Below are 15150 nucleotides of genomic sequence, written 5' to 3'. Positions count from 1 at the left end.
TCTTCCCTGCCGAATCCCTCCGTGAAGGAATGACAGGTAGCGGGGCCTCCTGGACCCCGATTCCCTGTCAACGAGCCATTCAACGTCTATCCAGATACCGGCGCCCTGGCTGCCGAGAACGGTGCATCAGGGGAGCTGGCATCCGCCTGTAGAGTCCGGACTGATGACGGCGTCCCCGTCTATCGCGCAGGTCTGAATGCTTCGCAGGTGGATGTAGCCCACGGCGCCACCACCGCCACCGCCGCCACCTTCGGCGTTACTAGAAGTACTGCCGTTGGAGCCACTTTGCGGCGGCGTGTTCCCGGCCCCACCCGTTCCACCGTTTCCGCCACTGATACTGTTGGAGTCACCGCCGGCCGCAGAAGTGCTCTGGTCCTCTGCTCCGTGGGTACCGTCCTCGCCGTTGACGCTGGTAGAGCCGTTGGCCGTGCCGCCTTCGCCGCCGCCGCCGCCGTTGGCGGTGAGGCGGGCACTGTCCGTCAGGGCCACCTGGAAGGCTTCCAGCACCACGCGACCTCCGCTGCCACCGCCGCCACCTCCTGCGGACGTGCCGCCACCGTTGGTGTTGGCGCTGCCACCTCTACCGCCCTGACCGCTGGCGGAGATGTGCTTTGAAACGGTCAGCGTGCGCGCGACCGAAAGCTGGAAGGCACCACCCCCCGCTCCGCCTTTGCCTGCCACAGCACCATTGCCACCACCGCCGTCGCCGCCCGCACATCCTCCCATGAGGGGAACCGGTGCCTCACTCCGGGCTGCTCCTGCTCCACCCTGTGCACCACCATTGCTGTAGCCCTTTCCGCCTTCCTTGCCTGCGGTGCCGTTGCCCGCGCCGCCCCCGCCGCCGCCCTTCCTGTTGGCGTACTGCCCGTTCGCTCCGGCCGCGGAACCACAATTCTGGTTGGCGCCCGCGCCGGGCACCGTGGTGCTGTTGACGAGGATGGGCCGATTCACGTTCGCATCCCCGAACACGGCCAGGATGACGGGCTTCGTGCCCACAAGCGTCAGCGCTCCTCCCAAGTCCAGCGTCGCCACCGGGATGAGGATCGCTTCGGGGAGGCCAGCCCCCTGGGCAATGGGCAGGTACTTGAGCTGGGCGACATCCGTCACGGAGGACGACGGCGCCCACGTCAGGGTGTCAGAGTCAAAGGTCACGTCGCCCGTAGTCCGGAGCTCCTGGATGTCGGATGCGGAGATGACGTTCGGATCGAAGCTGTAGGGCTTGTAGGGGAAGGGGCTGCACGCGCCAGTCGGCAGGCAGACACCCGGGCTCCCATTGGGTGTGTTGGTGCACGGGGTGTTGAGCTTCGTGGGATCCACTTCGTACCGGCAGTCCGCACCCGAGGTGCAGGCCTGCGCGAGCCGGAAGCACTGCTCGGGGGGAGCGCAGGTCATGGGCGTGCCGACGCATGCACCATTTCCATCGCATTGATCTCCGCTCGTGCAGATCCTGCCGTCGTTGCACAGCACCCCTTCGGGGAAGGGGCCCGCTTCACACAGGCCCGTTGACGGCTGGCACGCCTGGGGCGCGGCGCAGAGGCCGCTCGGCTGGGTGCACTGGGTGGTGGTAGTCGGCAGGCAGCGGGCTTCCGCGCCTTCTCCTTCGCAGTGGTCTCCCTGCGTGCAGGCATTGCCATCATCACAAGCCATGCCCCTGCACGCGGGATCCTGGCAGCCAGTCAACTTGTTGCAGTTGAAGTCCACCATCCCTGAGCACGTCTCAATGACGCCCGGGTTGAACGCCGCACTGCCGTCATCGCAGTCAGCAGGCTCCCCCCACATGGCTCCGACGAGGTAGCCGTCGCCGTCCGCGTCCTCCGCCTTGAGCCGGGTCTCCCACTCGGAGAACTGCTTGGGGGGCACAGCCACCGTCCCTCCGCTGCCATGCGTCTCCACGGCCGCGCCCCCGCACCGGTCTCCCTCCAGGGCGTTGAACGAGGACACCGTGACGGTCAGCTCACGGTCCCATTCGGCCCTGCGGAGCACCGCGATCCGGAGCTCCTTCTCGGCGCGTTCCTTGAACTGGCTGGAGGGGATGTCCGTCCCCTCCTTATGCCCCTGCGTGTCCTGGACCTCCACGCGCACGCACGCGGGACGATAGGTGCCGTACTTCACGGTGACGCGGAGCGCGCCCTCTTCAGGGGCCTTCTCGCGGCAGGCACTCAGCAGCAACACACATCCCAGCAGGCAGAGCCGATGCATGGCCTGCACTGTACTCAACCCTTCTCCCCGCACCGAATGCCGCCGCGCAGGGTAGGGCGGCCCACCGCCGACGATGGGGAGCGGGGCCTCCTGGACCCCGGCTCCCTGTGTCCGACTTCCTACGTCCGTCAGCCCCGGAGGGCGACCACGGTCACGCCGTCGCCGCCCTCATGGCCTTCTCCGGGGCGGAACATGCGGATGTACGGCGACGCGGCCAGGTGGTCGCGGATGGTCTGCTTGAGCGCACCGGTGCCGTGGCCGTGGATGATCAACGCGGCCTCCTCGCCCCGGCGCATGCCCTGATCCAGGAACCGCTCCAGCTCCGACAGCGCGTCGTCCGCGCGCATGCCGCGCACGTCGCAGCGGAAGTTCGTGGCATCCACCTGCGCGGGCGCCGCGGAGGCCGCACGCTTGAGGGCCGCCTCCCCCTTCTGGCGATCCGGGAACTTCGTCTGCTGCGGCTTGCGGGTGCGCGAACCGGACAGCTCCGTCGTCGCCACCCGCATCTTCAGCGCGCCGCCCGCGGACACCACCGCCTGCCCGTCCGTCAGCTCCAGGATCTCCACGTCCCGGCCCAGGCCGGAGTGGTGCACCCACGCGCCCACCTTGAGGTTCGCGGGGCCCGGGGCCTCCACCTGGAACAGCTCCGCCTTGGCCGCCGCCGCGCGCTTCAGCGCTTCGTCCGCGCGCTGCTGCAACTGCATGCGCGCCTCGGAGAGCGACTTCTCGTTCTGTTCGCTGCGCAGCTTCGTCAGGAGGTCGCGGACCTCCTGGGCGGCGTGCTCGCTGGCCGTGTGCACGTCCTCGTTGAACTGCATCATCCGGCCCTTGCGCTCGCGCTCGAAGGCGACCTTCTGCTTCTCCAGGTCCGCCCGGAGCGCCTCGGCCTCCTTCGCGGCGATGCGCGCCTTCTCCAGCTCCTCGTAGAGCTTGCGCCGTTCGTCCTCGGCCGCCGCCAGCGCCTTGGTGAGCGGGCCGCCCGCGTTGAGCGACAGCTCCCGCGCGCGCTCGCACACCTTCGGGGGCAGGCCCACGCGCGCCGCCATGTCGATGGCGGAGGACTGGCCCGAGGCGCCCATCTGCAGCCGGTACGTGGGCGCCATCTTCTTGGAGTCGAAGCCCACGCGCGCGTTCAGGAAGCGCGGATCCATGTGCGCCAGCGCCTTGAGCTCCTCCAGGTGCGTGGTGACGAGCGCGTAGGCGCCCTTGCCCAGCAGCTCCTCCAGCACCGCGATGGCGATGGCCGCGCCCTCGCGCGGGTCGGTGTCCGCGGCGATCTCGTCGATGAGCACCAGCGAGTCCTGGCCCACCTCCGTCAGGATGTCCCGCAGCAGCGTGACGTGGGCGCTGAACGTGGACAGGCCCTGCGTCAGGTCCTGCGCGTCACCGACGGTGGAGTGTACGGAGCGGTACAGCGGCATCCGCGACCCTTCGCCCACCGGCACCGGCAGGCCCGCGCGCAGCATCAGCGCGCACAGCCCCACGCCCGTCAGCGTCACCGTCTTGCCGCCCGCGTTGGGGCCGGAGACCACCAGGGCCCGCGCGCCGCCCGTCAGCGCCACGTCGTTGGACACCACCTCCGTGCCCTTGAGCACGAGCCGCGGGTGGCGCAGGCCGCGCAGCTGCAACTCCGTGACGTCCACGAAGGTGGGCGTCGTGGCGTCCAGGTCCGCGGAGAGGATGGCGATGGCCTCCACCTCGTCCAGCTCCGCCACCGCCTCCAGGCCCTCCAGGATGCGCGTGGATTCGCGGCCCACCAACTGGCTCAGCTCCTGGAGCACCCGGCGCTCCTCCTCCGCCACCTCCGACTGCGCGATGGCCAGGTCGTTGCCCAGGCCCACCATCGCCTGCGGCTCCATGAAGAGCGTCTGGCCCGTCTGGCTGGCGTTGTGGACGATGCCGTCCACCTCCGAGCGGTAGTTGGACACCACCGGCACCACGTACCGCCCGTTGCGCAGCGTGTAGTAGTTCTCACGCAGCTTCGGGATGAAGGACTCGTCGTGGAGCAGCTCGTCCAGCCGCGTCTTGATGCGCCGGTGCAGGCCGCGCGCCCTGTCGCGGGCTTCCTTGAGCTCCGGACTGGCGCGGTCGGAGATCTCACCGTCCGGTTCAAAACACTGGTCCAGCCGGCGCGCCATCGCCTCCAGGAAGGGCAGGCGCCGCGAAATCTCCACCAGCCGGGGGACCCGCTCCTTGCGCTCGTCCAGCGCCTCGCGCGTCCGGGCGAAGGCGAAGAGCAGCTGGGCCGCGTCGATGAGCTGGCGGGGCTCCAGGATGCCGCCCTTCTCCGCGTGGCCCACCGCGGTGCGCAGGTCCGTCACGCCACCCAGGGGCAGGGAGAACTGCTGCTGCGACAGGAAGCGGGCCTCCTCCACGAGGGCCAGCGCTTCGGTGACTTCCGCTTCGGAGTCGTGGAACGGGCGGGCAAGCACCCGCTCCCTTCCTGGCTCCGTGCGGCAGCGCTGCGTCAGCGCGCGGAGCACTTCCGAGTAACCAAGGTCTTCCAGCGTTCGTTGGGAGATCTGCACGGTCATGGGTTTCATGCGCGGCCGGGTGTCCGTCAAGGGGAAGTGTTGAGGTGGCCCACCTGGCTCTGCTATCTGCCGGGCATGATGTGGGTTCTCGTGGCGGCGTTGCTGACGGGCGCCTCCGACGCACCGGCTCCCCCGGTCCTGACAGCTCCGGCGGCCCCGGCGGCGCCCAGCCCGCTGGCGGACGCCCTGGCCCTGGAGACGGCCGGGAACGACGCGGGGGCCCTGGCCGCCCTGGAGCGGCTGTCGGTCGCCCAGCCCCGCTGGGAGCTGCCCCGCCTGGAGGCAGCACGGCTGCTGCTCAAGGCGGGGAGCACCCCGGCGCTGGAGCGGGCCCAGGCGCACCTGGACGCGGCCCTGCTCGAGGCCCCGGAGAACCCCCGGGTCCACTTCCTCCGGGGCCAGCTCCTGGAGGAGCGCCGCGCCACCTTCGACGCCATCCGCGCCTATGAGAAGGCCGTGGGCCTGCGCCCGTCCTACGACGACGCGCGCTTCCGGCTCGCGGGCCTCTGGGCCCAGGTCGGTGACTGGCTCAAGGCGGAGCTGCACTACCGGCCCCTGTCCAGGTCGCAGCCCGCGTGGGTGCAGGTGCGCCTGCAGCTGGCGGCGGTGCTGGAGAAGCAGGGGCGCACGCTGGACGCGGAGCGCGAGTTCCTGGCCGCGCGCGACGCCCAGCCGACCAGCCCGGGCGTCCTTCGCACGCTGGCCGCCTTCTACGAGCGGACGGACAGGCCCCAGCTCGCCGCGAAGGTGAGGGCGCAGCTCGTGGCCCCCGAAAAGCGATCCATGCGGGTGCTCAAACCTTCGAAGCGCTGACACGCTTCAAACGGGTCCGGCCGTGGCGATTGCTTCGCGCGACGCGCTGCATACACTGCCCCCGCCTTGAAGACCGCCAACCTCGCCATCGTCTTCACCGACATCAAGGGCTTCACCGAACGCACCAGTCGTCAGACGCTGGAAGAGAACCAGCGGCTGCTCCAGGTGCATGAGGCGTTGCTCGCCCCGCTGTTCAGGGCGTTCGGTGGACGCATCATCAAAACCATTGGCGACGCGTTCCTCGTCACCTTCGAATCCCCGACCCAGGCCGTCCTGAGCGGCATCGCCATCCAGGACCAGCTCTGGCACCACAACCGCCTTCTCCCGGAGGAGGATCAGCTCCACGTCCGCGTCGCCGTCAACGTGGGCGAAGTGCGGGTGGAGGCCAATGACATCTTCGGCGAGCCGGTGAACATCGCCGCCCGGGTGGAGGGCATCACCGACGCGGACGAGGTCTTCTTCACCGAAGCCGTCTACCTGGCCATGAACAAGGCGGAGGTGCCGTCGCAGGAGGTGGGCGCCTTCGAGCTGAAGGGCATCCCCGGGAAGATCCGCGTCTTCCGCGTGCCGCGCGCGCCCTACCGGGTGGAGGCGCCGTCGCCGGGCCTGGTGGTGTCGGAGGCGGAGGCGACGTCGATGCCGCCGTTCGGCAACCTGGCCCTGTCGCGCGTGTCCGAGGAGGGCATGGACCTGAGCGCCCTGGGGCAGCGCGCGGCGGTGGGCGCGGCGCAGCTGGGGCAGGGCGCGGCGCAGCTGGGCCAGCGTGCCGCGGGGGGCGCGGTGGTGCTGGGACAGAAGGCGGCCAGCGGCGCGGTGGTGCTGGGACAGAAGGCGGCCAGCGGCGCGGTGGTGCTCAGCCAACGCGCCGCGGAGGGCGCGGTGGTGGTGGGCCAGAGGGCGACTGTGCTGGGACAGCAGGCGCATTCCGCGGGCAGCGCCCTCTGGGGGCGGATGCTGGAGGCGCGGGCCCGGATGACGCCGGAGCAGCGCAAGAAGGGGCTGCTCGTGGTCGCGGCGGCGGGCGTGCTGCTCGTGGGCGCCGGAGGGTTCTTGTGGGTGGGCAGCGCCCCCATGCGCTCCATCCGCGCGGTGGAGGGCACGGCGGGGATGGAGAAGACCCGGCGCTCCAACGAGGCGCAGAAGTACATCGACGCGGAGAAGGATCCGGGCCGGCGCCTGTACCTGGCGGGGAGGCTTTCGGAGGCGCAGGGCAACGTGTCGGGCGCGCTGGGGGACTACGGCCAGGCCGCGAAGAAGGGGGACGACGACGCCGTGTCGCGGATCGTCTCCCTGCTGGAGCATGAGAACTGCTGGACGCGGGTCGCCGCCGTGCGGACGGCGGCGGAGTTGAAGCTGGAGGACGCGCGCGGCACGCTGGAGTCCCTGGCGGAGAACGGCGGGGAGGATGACGGCCGCTCCGGCGGTTTCCTGCGCTCCAACTGCGATTCGAAGAAGGCCGCTGAGGGCGCGCTCAAGCGCCTGGACGCCAACTGACCTCCCGCGACCACGCGCTTGAGCGTGCGACGGGACGAGGCGACAACCGTGACGAAGGTGAAGACGGGACTGGATGTGTGGGCCGCGCAGGGCTTCTCCGCGCTCAAGGGCAAGCGGGTGGGCGCCATCGTCAACCCCACCAGCGTGGACTCGCGCTTCCGCCACCTGGCGGACCTGTTGGTCGGCGCGGAGGGCGTGACGCTGGCGGCGCTCTTCGGCCCGGAGCACGGCATCCGGGGTGAGGCCCAGTACATGGTGGCCGTGGATCAGGCGCACGACCGGCGCACCGGCGTGCCCGTGTACAGCCTCTATGGCTCCACCTTCGAGTCGCTCTCGCCGCGTCCCGAGTGGCTGAAGGGCCTGGACGCGCTGGTGTTCGACATCCAGGACGTGGGCAGCCGCTACTACACCTACGTCTACACCATGGCGCTGGCGATGAAGGCCGCGGCCCAGGCGCGCGTGCCCTTCTACGTGCTGGACAGGCCCAACCCGCTGGACGGGGTGACGCTGGAAGGCAACCTCGTGGGGGACCGCTTCCGCTCCTTCGTGGGCCTGTACGCGCTGCCCAACCGCCACGGCATGACGGCGGGGGAACTGGCGCGGCTGTTCAATTCGCAGGAGGGCTTCGGCTGCGAGCTCACGGTGGTGCGGTGCGAGGGCTGGACGCGCGACATGCACTGGAGCGACACCGGGCTGCCGTTCCTGCCGCCGTCGCCCAACATGCCCACCGCGGACACGGCGCTGGTGTACCCGGGCATGTGCCTGGGGGAGGGCACCAACGTGTCGGAGGGGCGGGGCACCTGCCGCCCGTTCGAGCAGTTCGGCGCGCCGTGGGTGGACACCGACGCGCTGCTCGCGCGCCTGGACAAGGAGCGCCTGCCGGGCGTGGCCTTCCGGCCGGTGGGCTTCACCCCCACCTTCGACAAGTACCGGGGCGAGTCGTGCAACGGGGCCTTCATCCACGTCACGGATCGGCACGCCTTCCAGCCGCTGCGCACGGGCATCGCCATCTTCCAGGCGCTGCACGACATTGGCCCCGGCCACTTCGACTGGCGGGCGGACGCGTACGAGTTCGTGGAGGACGTGCCCGCGTTCGACCTCCTGTGCGGCACCGACCAGGTGCGCCGCGGCATCGAGCAGGGGTGGAGCCTGGACCGGATGCTGGAGGGCTTCGCCCTGCAGACGGAGGCCTTCCGGAAGCACCGCGAGCCCGCCCTGCTGTACGCTGTGGGGCGGTGAGCTCCCCGTGATTGGCGTCTTCTCCGATACGCATGGCGACCTGGGCGCCTTCGACGCGGCCTATGAGCTGCTGCGGGCCAAGGGCGCCCGGCGCTTCCTCTTCGTGGGCGCGCGCTACACGGACCTGGATGAGTGGGTGCTGTGGCGCCGCCAGAAGAGCCGGGGCGGGCGCGAGTACTCCGACGCGGACTTCCTGGCGGACGTGTCGCAGTGGCTGGTGGCGCCCCAGGAGGGCAAGCCGCGCACGCCCGCGTATGGCGAGGCGCCCGCGGACGTGGCGTCGGAGGACGACCGGCGGCTGGTGATGGAGCGCTTCGTGCGCGTGCCGGAGCGCGAGTCGCTGGCGTACCGGGATCCGGCCGTGGCCAACAAGGCCATGGACCTGGTGGGGGACACGCTCTGCTGCGTGGTGCACGACAAGAACGACCTGGTGCGCGACGACCTGCTCAACGCCCAGGTGTTCATCCACGGCAGGGAGGCGGAGCCCAAGGTGGTGCAGATTGGCCCGCGCTACTTCGTGACGCCGGGCCGGCTGGTGGGCGCGGCGGAGCAGACGTGCGGCCTCTTGGAGAAGGCGGAGCGCAACCTGAGCTTCTCCGCCTTCCGGTTGGACGGGCACCAGGTGCTGCCGCCCCAGGTGCTCCAGGTCGATTCGCGTGGGACGAAGCTCACCGTCAAATAAGAGGCCCGCCGTGAAGGTCGCGCTGCTCGGAGGCTCGTTCAACCCGCCGCACGTGGGCCACCTGATGGCGGCCACCTACGTGCATGCGACGCAGGGCGTGGATGCCGTCTGGCTGATGCCCACGTTCCACCATCCCTTCGGCAAGCAGCTGGAGTCCTTCGAGCACCGCGCGCGCATGTGCGACGCGCTCTGCCGGGAGACCTCCGGCTGGCTCCAGACGAGCCTCGTCGAGCGCGAGGTGGGCGGGAGCGGGCGCACGGTGGACACGCTGGCCTTCCTGGTGGAGCGCCACCCGGACACCCGCTTCTCGCTCATCATCGGCAGCGACATCCTGCGCGACCTGCCGCACTGGAAGGACTTCGACCGCATCCAGCGGATGGCGCGCGTGCTGGTGCTCTACCGCGCGGGCTACCCGGCTCCCGACACGGTGGGGCCGCCGCTGGCGGAGGTGTCCTCCACCCAGGTGCGCGAGCAGCTGGCGCGGGGCCTGGAGCCGTCGGAGCTGGTGCCGGAGGGCGTGCTCGCGGTGGCGCGCGAGGCGGGCCTGTTCGGGCTGGCCGTCCCGCGCGTCCGGGCGGACTGACTAGAAGGTCGCGCCAACGAGGTGCAGGTCGCCCAGGCGGTCATCGAAGCGGCGCGCGTACTGGTAGAAGACGGAGAGGGCGTACGCCTGCCCCAGGGTGAACCGCAGCGTCGCGGAGCCGCCCACCGCCCCGTGGTTGTTCCGGTTGTCCGTGCGCGCCAGGGTGCCGAAGCCCTCCAGCTCGAACTGGCTGACGAAGAGCGACGGCAGCAGCCACAGCGTGGAGGCCCAGCCGTAGTCCACGATGACGCGGTAGCGGTAGCGCGCATTGGCGATGAGCACGTTGCGCGCGCGGAAGGTGCGGTCCTCGTAGCCGCGCAGGTACTCGCTGAAGGCGAGCCCCGGCTGGAGCTGCAGCGGCAGGCCGCCGTCGTCCGTGGTGTCGCGGCTGGTGTAGAAGGCCTGCCCCGGGAGGATGCCGCCCACCTCCAGCAACTCATCGGGCGCGCCGGGCAGGGCGCGGCCCACGGCGGAGAGCTGGAGGTTGTCCTTGCCGGTGAAGGGCAGGCCGCCCAGGTAGCCCTCCACGCCCAGGCGCACGTCCCCCATGGTGGAGTCGCGGGAGAAGGCCTTCGGGTAGAGGCCGCCGCTGAGCGACAGCCCCAGGCCGCGCTGCGTGCCGCCGTAGGACGTGCCCTCGCCGGCGAAGTAGGACGCGGAGACCTCCGGGCCGATGATGCGGGTGACGATTTCGGGGCGGCGATCCGTGGCGTCGAAGCGGCGGTCCAGCGCGAGCACGCCGAAGGTCACCGGCGTCGTCCAGAACGTGCGTGAAGCGAAGACCGTCGCCTGGAGGTCGGTGCGGTCGATGTCGCGGACGCGGGACGCGGACAGCTGGAGGTAGACGGGCGCCAGCTGCGCGTTGCCGTACGCGAACGACACGCTGGGCTGCTCCACCTTCGTGTCGTACGTGAGCAGCAGCGAGTACGCGTGGAAGCCCAGCCGGTCCTGTCCCGCCAGCGCCAACCCGGCCGCGAGGTACGGGTCCTCGCCGTCGATGTCGTTGGGCACGGTGTAGAAGTACGGCACGCGGTAGTTCGGGACGAAGAAACCCTCCAGCGTGGAGTAGGGCTTGTCCGACAGCACGTCCACGGCGCGGCCCGCGATGGCCGGCGGCACCACGGGCCCGTCCAGGTCGCTGTCGGGGTCGGACGTCAGCGGAGGCGGTGCCATGGGCGCGCCGCTCGCGGGCGCTCCAGAGGGCACCTGCGTGAGCGCCTCCGGCGAGGCCGGAGCGGCGGGGTCCGTGGCCCCGCCCGGGAAGCTGACGAAGCCGGAGGCCTCCTCCGTGGGCAGGGAGGACGTCGCATCCACGGAGGGGGTGTCCGTCGCGGGAGGCGGAGCGTCAGGGCCCTGGGGGGCCGTCGCGCCCGTGGCGGAAGCGACCGTGCCTGCCGGAGCGGACGCCGTGCGCAGCTCGGCCAGGGCTTCGGACAGGGGGGCGCTGTCCACGGTGAAGTTCGTGCCGTCGCGGTTGAGGAAGACGACCGAGTCCTCGCCCTCGGGCGCCACGTCGAGCGTCAGGTGGGGCGCGTCCGTGACGCGCGCGATGCGCCGGGTGGACACCGTCATCACGTGGACCTGGAGCCGGCCCTCGTGTTCGCGCAGGAAGGTGAGGTGATCCGCGTCCAGCCACCGGGGCGAATAGTTGAAGAGCCCGTCGCGCGTGAGCCAGCGCAGGGAGCCGTCCGGCTCGCGCAGCACCAGGTCCCAGCCCCGCGGCCCGGACAGGGGGAACACCAGGCGCCGGCCCTCCGGAGACGTCGCGGGCGGGCCCAGGGCCGAGTGGGGCTGGAAGTCCGTCAGCCGCTCCCGCTGGCCCGACTCCAGGTCCAGGCGCACGAGGTTCGCCGCGTCGCCGCGCACCTCCACGAACACGTAGCTGCGGCCGTCCTCGCTGATGTCGCCGCCCATGCCCTCCAGCCCGTCCCAGAGCTTCACCACGTCGCCCGTGCGCGCATCGACGCGCCACAGCTTCGCCGTGTAGCTGCCCAGCGCGTCCACGTCCGCGCCGACCAGGTACAGCCAGGCGCCGTCGCGGCTGAACGTCATGCCGCTGGCGAGCGACGGGCTGGCCAGCACCCACCTGCGCCCCGGCAGCAGCTGCACCAGCGCCCGGCTGAAGCGCTCGCGACCGTCGCGCTCGCGCACGGTGAGGTGGGTGATGTCTTCCCGGCCCACGCTCAGGAGCGCGGAGCTGCCATCCTTCGGGTTGGCGGCGAGCCGGGAGAAGTAGCCCGCGTCCGGCACGCGCACCTGCTGGGTGGCGGGGCGCTCGCGCACCTGGAGGTTCTGCTGGAGGCTCTGCTCGTACTCGCTGAACAGCGAGCCGATGTCCTTGCCATACACGCGCTTGAACCGCAGCGTCACGGCGACGGGCGGGATGAGGGAGCTGCCCTGCTCCTCCACCAGCTTCCACAGGCGCTTCTCGCCATACGTCCGGGCCAGGTACTCCACGAAGTGCATCCCGCTCAGGTAGTTGCCGCCGAACGGATCCAACGCGCGGTGCTCCGGGGACAGGTAGCCCGCGTTGAGCTCCCCGCGCCGGGCCTGCACCACGCCCTCCCACCAGCCGCGCCACACCGGGCTGTGGGGACGGCCGGTGTCCTTTCCCAGGCGCCCCTCGTAGTAGGTGGCCAGTCCCTCCAGGAACCAGGACTCGGTGAAGATGTTGGGCTGGAAGAGGCCACCGCTCAGGGTGTTGAGCACGTTCCAGAGGCCGCCCACCTGCTGCATCTGCACGTAGTGGACGGCTTCGTGACACGCCACGTCGCCAATCTCCGTCTCGCCCAGCCCCAGCAGGTTGAACTGCTCCAGCGTCATGTGCTGCGGCAGCACCATCTGCTGCGGCGTGCTGGCGAACTCCGACTGGACGTACGCGTTGTTGAAGTCCGCGCTCGTCAGGTAGACGAGGACCCGCTTGCGCTCCGCCTGGCTCCAGGTGTCGGTGCGCAGGCGGTCCACGCAGCCTTCCATGCGGGCGGCGATGCGCAGGGCCGTCGGGCGCAGGTGGGCCGGGTAGTACAGCTCCATCGACCGCGTGGTCAGCTTCTGCATGTCGTCCCGGGCGAACGACGCCTGGACGTTCTGCGGGAAACGGGGTGCGACGAAAGCACACCCTGACGTCAGCAGCAGGAGGCAGGCGAGAAGGGCGGGCTGGCGGGCAGACCCGCTGGAAGCTGACATGACGGGCATCCTAGCGGCCACAAATCGTGGCCACGAACGCGTTTTTCACGGTAAGGGATCGCGTCGCTTCTCTCACAGGAACCCTCTCATGTCCGAACCCGCCGAGCCGCAGGCGCTCCCCGTTCCGCAGCATGTCCACAATGCGCAGCTCCAGCTCACCGCGGCGCTGGAGAAGGCCGACGGCAAGCCGGTCGACCTGGTGAAGGTGCCTTGGGCGGACGTGGAGAAGACGGTCCTCCAGCTGCTGGGCGGCAAGTTCGACCCGAACCGGCCGGAGCACCAGGCCGCGGCGCTGGGCCTCGCGGGCGGCTTCGCGCTGCGCCTCATCTCCGAGCACCAGGCCTTCTGGTTCCCCAACCGCGACTCCCCCGAGGGCGCGTCGCTGGGCTTCCCCCAGGCCATCATCATGCTGTCGCCGTTCGGCGCGGTGATGGACGCGATGTCGCAGGGCAAGTTGACGCGCCTGGACGACCTGGCCAGCGACATCCGCCGCTCGCTGGGGCAGGTGCGCTTTGGCGCCAACCCCGCGCAGGCCCTGGGCGGTCAGCCGCAGCAGCTGGCGCCCACGGACTACCAGCGCCTGTTCGACCCGGGCTTCCTCCAGTTCATCGTGGTGGACTCGGCCAAGGCGAAGCAGACGCTGGAGACGACCACGGACGTGCTGGCGCGCGACGTGCGCGACGCGCTGGGCCGCACCCAGCCGCCGCTGCCGCCCGAGGCGCGCCAGCAGTTCGAGGGGCAGATCGTCACGTCGCTCCAGCGGATGGAGGTGGGCAAGACGCTGGCGGATCAGGCCGAGCGCGCCCCCCGGCTCGCGGAGCTGATGACGCACCTGGTGGCCACGGTGGGTGGCACGGGCTCCGCGCCGGAGGAGTTCTGGCACGACGTGGTGCTGCCGCTGCTCTTCATCGGCACGCCCGCGAGCTTCCCGCCGCTGGATGAAGAGGAGCTGGCGGCGTTCAAGCAGGGCGCGGATCCGCTGGCGCTCTTCGTGGACGTGGTGCCGCACGCGCACCGGGCGCCGGACGAGGGCCTGCTGGGCGCGTTCGAGATGTCGGAGATCGGCCTCGTGCACCCGGCCTTCCAGAAGGTCGGCGCGCTGCGCCTCATCCGCATCAACCCGGACCGGCTGAAGCCGCTGCTGGACAAGTACGATCCGAACGCGACCATGGACGCGGTGCAGCGCTTCACGGCGCACGTGTCCACGGCCGCGGGTCAGCCGGCCGCCGAGTCCCCGCAGGGCAAGGAGATGCTCCAGGCGGCGCTCACGCTGCTGGCGGACCTGAAGCGCTCCGTGTCGGTGCCGGGCGACGTCTGCCTGCGCCGCCTCACGGAGGCCGAGGCCGCGTCCGAGCAGGCCCTGGCCGTCGTGCGCCGCGCCCTCCAGGGCTCGCGCATCATCCTCACGTAGTCCCCGTGGGGAAGGCCGGCCTGGGGAACACGCCCGGGCCGGCGGGACGCAGCGCGACTCCTGGAGGCCCAGGAGTCGCGGCTCGCGGTCAGGGCTGCCGGACCGCCGCGCTCTTCCGGGTGGCTGGTCGCAGGTCCACTTCCGTGAGCACGGCTTCCAGCGCGCCGCGCTGTTCCGGACGCAGGCGGTCCGAGGCCAGCCGCAGCGCCCGTCGTGAGAGCCGCCCGTAGAGCGGGGCGATGTCCTCTGGCAGCGCCGCGAGGTGCGCCGCGACGACGCCCGCATCCCCCCGGACGATGGGGCCCGTGAGCCCGCCGGAGAGTCCGCGCGCCTCCGCGCCCCGCAGCGCCGAACGCATCAACGGCAGCAGGGCCTTCAGCGCCGCTTCGGGTTCGATGCCCGCCGCACCCAACGCGCCCACGGCCGCGTCGGCCAGGGCCACCAGTCCGCCAGCGCTCAGCACCGCGCCCGCGTGGTAGGCGGCCCGGTGCGCCTCCGGCACGTCGATCACCGCGAAGCCCACGTCCTCCGCCATGCGCTGGAGCAGTGCGCGGAGGGCAGGGGAGCGCGTGCTGATGGCGGCCGTGTGGCCCACCAGCGCGTCGCGCGCGGAGGACACGGCGCAGAGCGGATGGAACGAGCCCACCGTCCGGCCCCGCTGCGTCTTCAACGCGGAGAGCGGCAAGGCGCCCGCGGTGTGCACCAGCGCCACCGCGCGAGGCAGCTCCTTCGACAGGGCCTGTGACACCGTGGGCACGGCCGCGTCCGGGACGCAGAGCACGCAGACGCGCGCCTTCTTCAAGTCGCCAGGGGTCGCTGGCTTCAACCCCAGGGCCCGGGTGCGCTCGCGGCCCGCATCGTCGCGCGAGTACACGCGCACGGGCCAGCGCTTCGCTTGAAGCGCCAGCGCGAGCGCGCCTCCCAGGCGCCCCGCACCGACGATGACGACCGGGGCGCGCTTCGCCTTCGGGATGCGTCCCGCGCGAGTCGGAGCGGAGGAGCCCGCTCC

At 71.2% G+C, this 15150-nt stretch carries 10 protein-coding genes; 6 read left to right on the top strand and 4 right to left on the bottom strand.

Going from position 1 to position 15150, the window contains the following annotated elements:
- Nucleotides 1-126: 126 nt before the first annotated feature.
- On the bottom strand, nt 127-2199 hold the full coding sequence (locus OV207_RS20390) for a putative metal-binding motif-containing protein (RefSeq protein ID WP_267556784.1): 2073 nt from the start codon (nt 2197-2199) through the stop codon (nt 127-129).
- Nucleotides 2200-2327: 128 nt separating this feature from the next.
- Nucleotides 2328-4733 (bottom strand): endonuclease MutS2, encoded by a 2406-nt coding sequence (locus OV207_RS20385; protein WP_193348969.1) that lies wholly within the window; start codon nt 4731-4733, stop codon nt 2328-2330.
- Between the two features lie 75 nt (nt 4734-4808).
- On the opposite strand from OV207_RS20385, the gene OV207_RS20380 reads away from it, so the two are divergent.
- The 5 genes from OV207_RS20380 to nadD all read left to right on the top strand — a co-directional run bounded on the left by OV207_RS20380 (nt 4809) and on the right by nadD (nt 9544).
- On the top strand, nt 4809-5546 hold the full coding sequence (locus OV207_RS20380; RefSeq protein WP_267556851.1) for a hypothetical protein: 738 nt from the start codon (nt 4809-4811) through the stop codon (nt 5544-5546).
- Nucleotides 5547-5612: 66 nt separating this feature from the next.
- Nucleotides 5613-7040, top strand: a complete 1428-nt coding sequence (locus tag OV207_RS20375) for an adenylate/guanylate cyclase domain-containing protein (RefSeq protein WP_267556783.1) — start codon at nt 5613-5615, stop codon at nt 7038-7040.
- 48 nt (nt 7041-7088) lie between these two features.
- The gene (locus OV207_RS20370; protein ID WP_193348577.1) at nt 7089-8279 is read left to right on the top strand and encodes an exo-beta-N-acetylmuramidase NamZ domain-containing protein; all 1191 of its coding nucleotides are present in this window, start codon (nt 7089-7091) and stop codon (nt 8277-8279) included.
- A 7-nt stretch (nt 8280-8286) separates the two neighbouring features.
- Complete coding sequence (locus OV207_RS20365) at nt 8287-8961, top strand: hypothetical protein (RefSeq protein ID WP_193348578.1); 675 nt, start codon at nt 8287-8289, stop codon at nt 8959-8961.
- Nucleotides 8962-8971: 10 nt separating this feature from the next.
- Nucleotides 8972-9544 (top strand): nicotinate (nicotinamide) nucleotide adenylyltransferase, encoded by a 573-nt coding sequence (gene nadD / locus OV207_RS20360; protein WP_267556782.1) that lies wholly within the window; start codon nt 8972-8974, stop codon nt 9542-9544.
- Here nadD and OV207_RS20355 read toward each other — a convergent pair whose 3' ends face one another.
- Nucleotides 9545-12730 (bottom strand): hypothetical protein, encoded by a 3186-nt coding sequence (locus OV207_RS20355; protein ID WP_324291548.1) that lies wholly within the window; start codon nt 12728-12730, stop codon nt 9545-9547. It abuts the gene before it with no gap.
- An 88-nt stretch (nt 12731-12818) separates the two neighbouring features.
- Here OV207_RS20355 and OV207_RS20350 point away from each other — a divergent pair, with 88 nt between their 5' ends.
- Nucleotides 12819-14141, top strand: a complete 1323-nt coding sequence (locus tag OV207_RS20350) for a hypothetical protein (protein ID WP_267556780.1) — start codon at nt 12819-12821, stop codon at nt 14139-14141.
- An 88-nt stretch (nt 14142-14229) separates the two neighbouring features.
- Here OV207_RS20350 and OV207_RS20345 read toward each other — a convergent pair whose 3' ends face one another.
- The gene (locus OV207_RS20345) at nt 14230-15114 is read right to left on the bottom strand and encodes a Rossmann-like and DUF2520 domain-containing protein (RefSeq protein ID WP_267556849.1); all 885 of its coding nucleotides are present in this window, start codon (nt 15112-15114) and stop codon (nt 14230-14232) included.
- Nucleotides 15115-15150 lie beyond the last annotated feature (36 nt).

The organism is Corallococcus sp. BB11-1, assembly GCF_026626625.1.
GTDB classification, from domain to species: Bacteria; Myxococcota; Myxococcia; order Myxococcales; family Myxococcaceae; genus Corallococcus; species Corallococcus soli.
Note: the sequence above shows the minus strand (reverse complement) of the source record. Positions and strands in the feature narration are given on the sequence as shown.

Excerpts from the sequence above, each read along its gene's own strand:
- OV207_RS20355 (WP_324291548.1), bottom strand. The coding sequence starts at position 12,730 with ATGTCAGCTTCCAGCGGGTCTGCCCGCCAGCCCGCCCTTCTCGCCTGC.
- OV207_RS20350 (WP_267556780.1), top strand. The coding sequence starts at position 12,819 with ATGTCCGAACCCGCCGAGCCGCAGGCGCTCCCCGTTCCGCAGCATGTC.
- OV207_RS20380 (WP_267556851.1), top strand. The coding sequence starts at position 4,809 with ATGATGTGGGTTCTCGTGGCGGCGTTGCTGACGGGCGCCTCCGACGCA.
- OV207_RS20390 (WP_267556784.1), bottom strand. The coding sequence starts at position 2,199 with ATGCATCGGCTCTGCCTGCTGGGATGTGTGTTGCTGCTGAGTGCCTGC.
- OV207_RS20385 (WP_193348969.1), bottom strand. The coding sequence starts at position 4,733 with ATGACCGTGCAGATCTCCCAACGAACGCTGGAAGACCTTGGTTACTCG.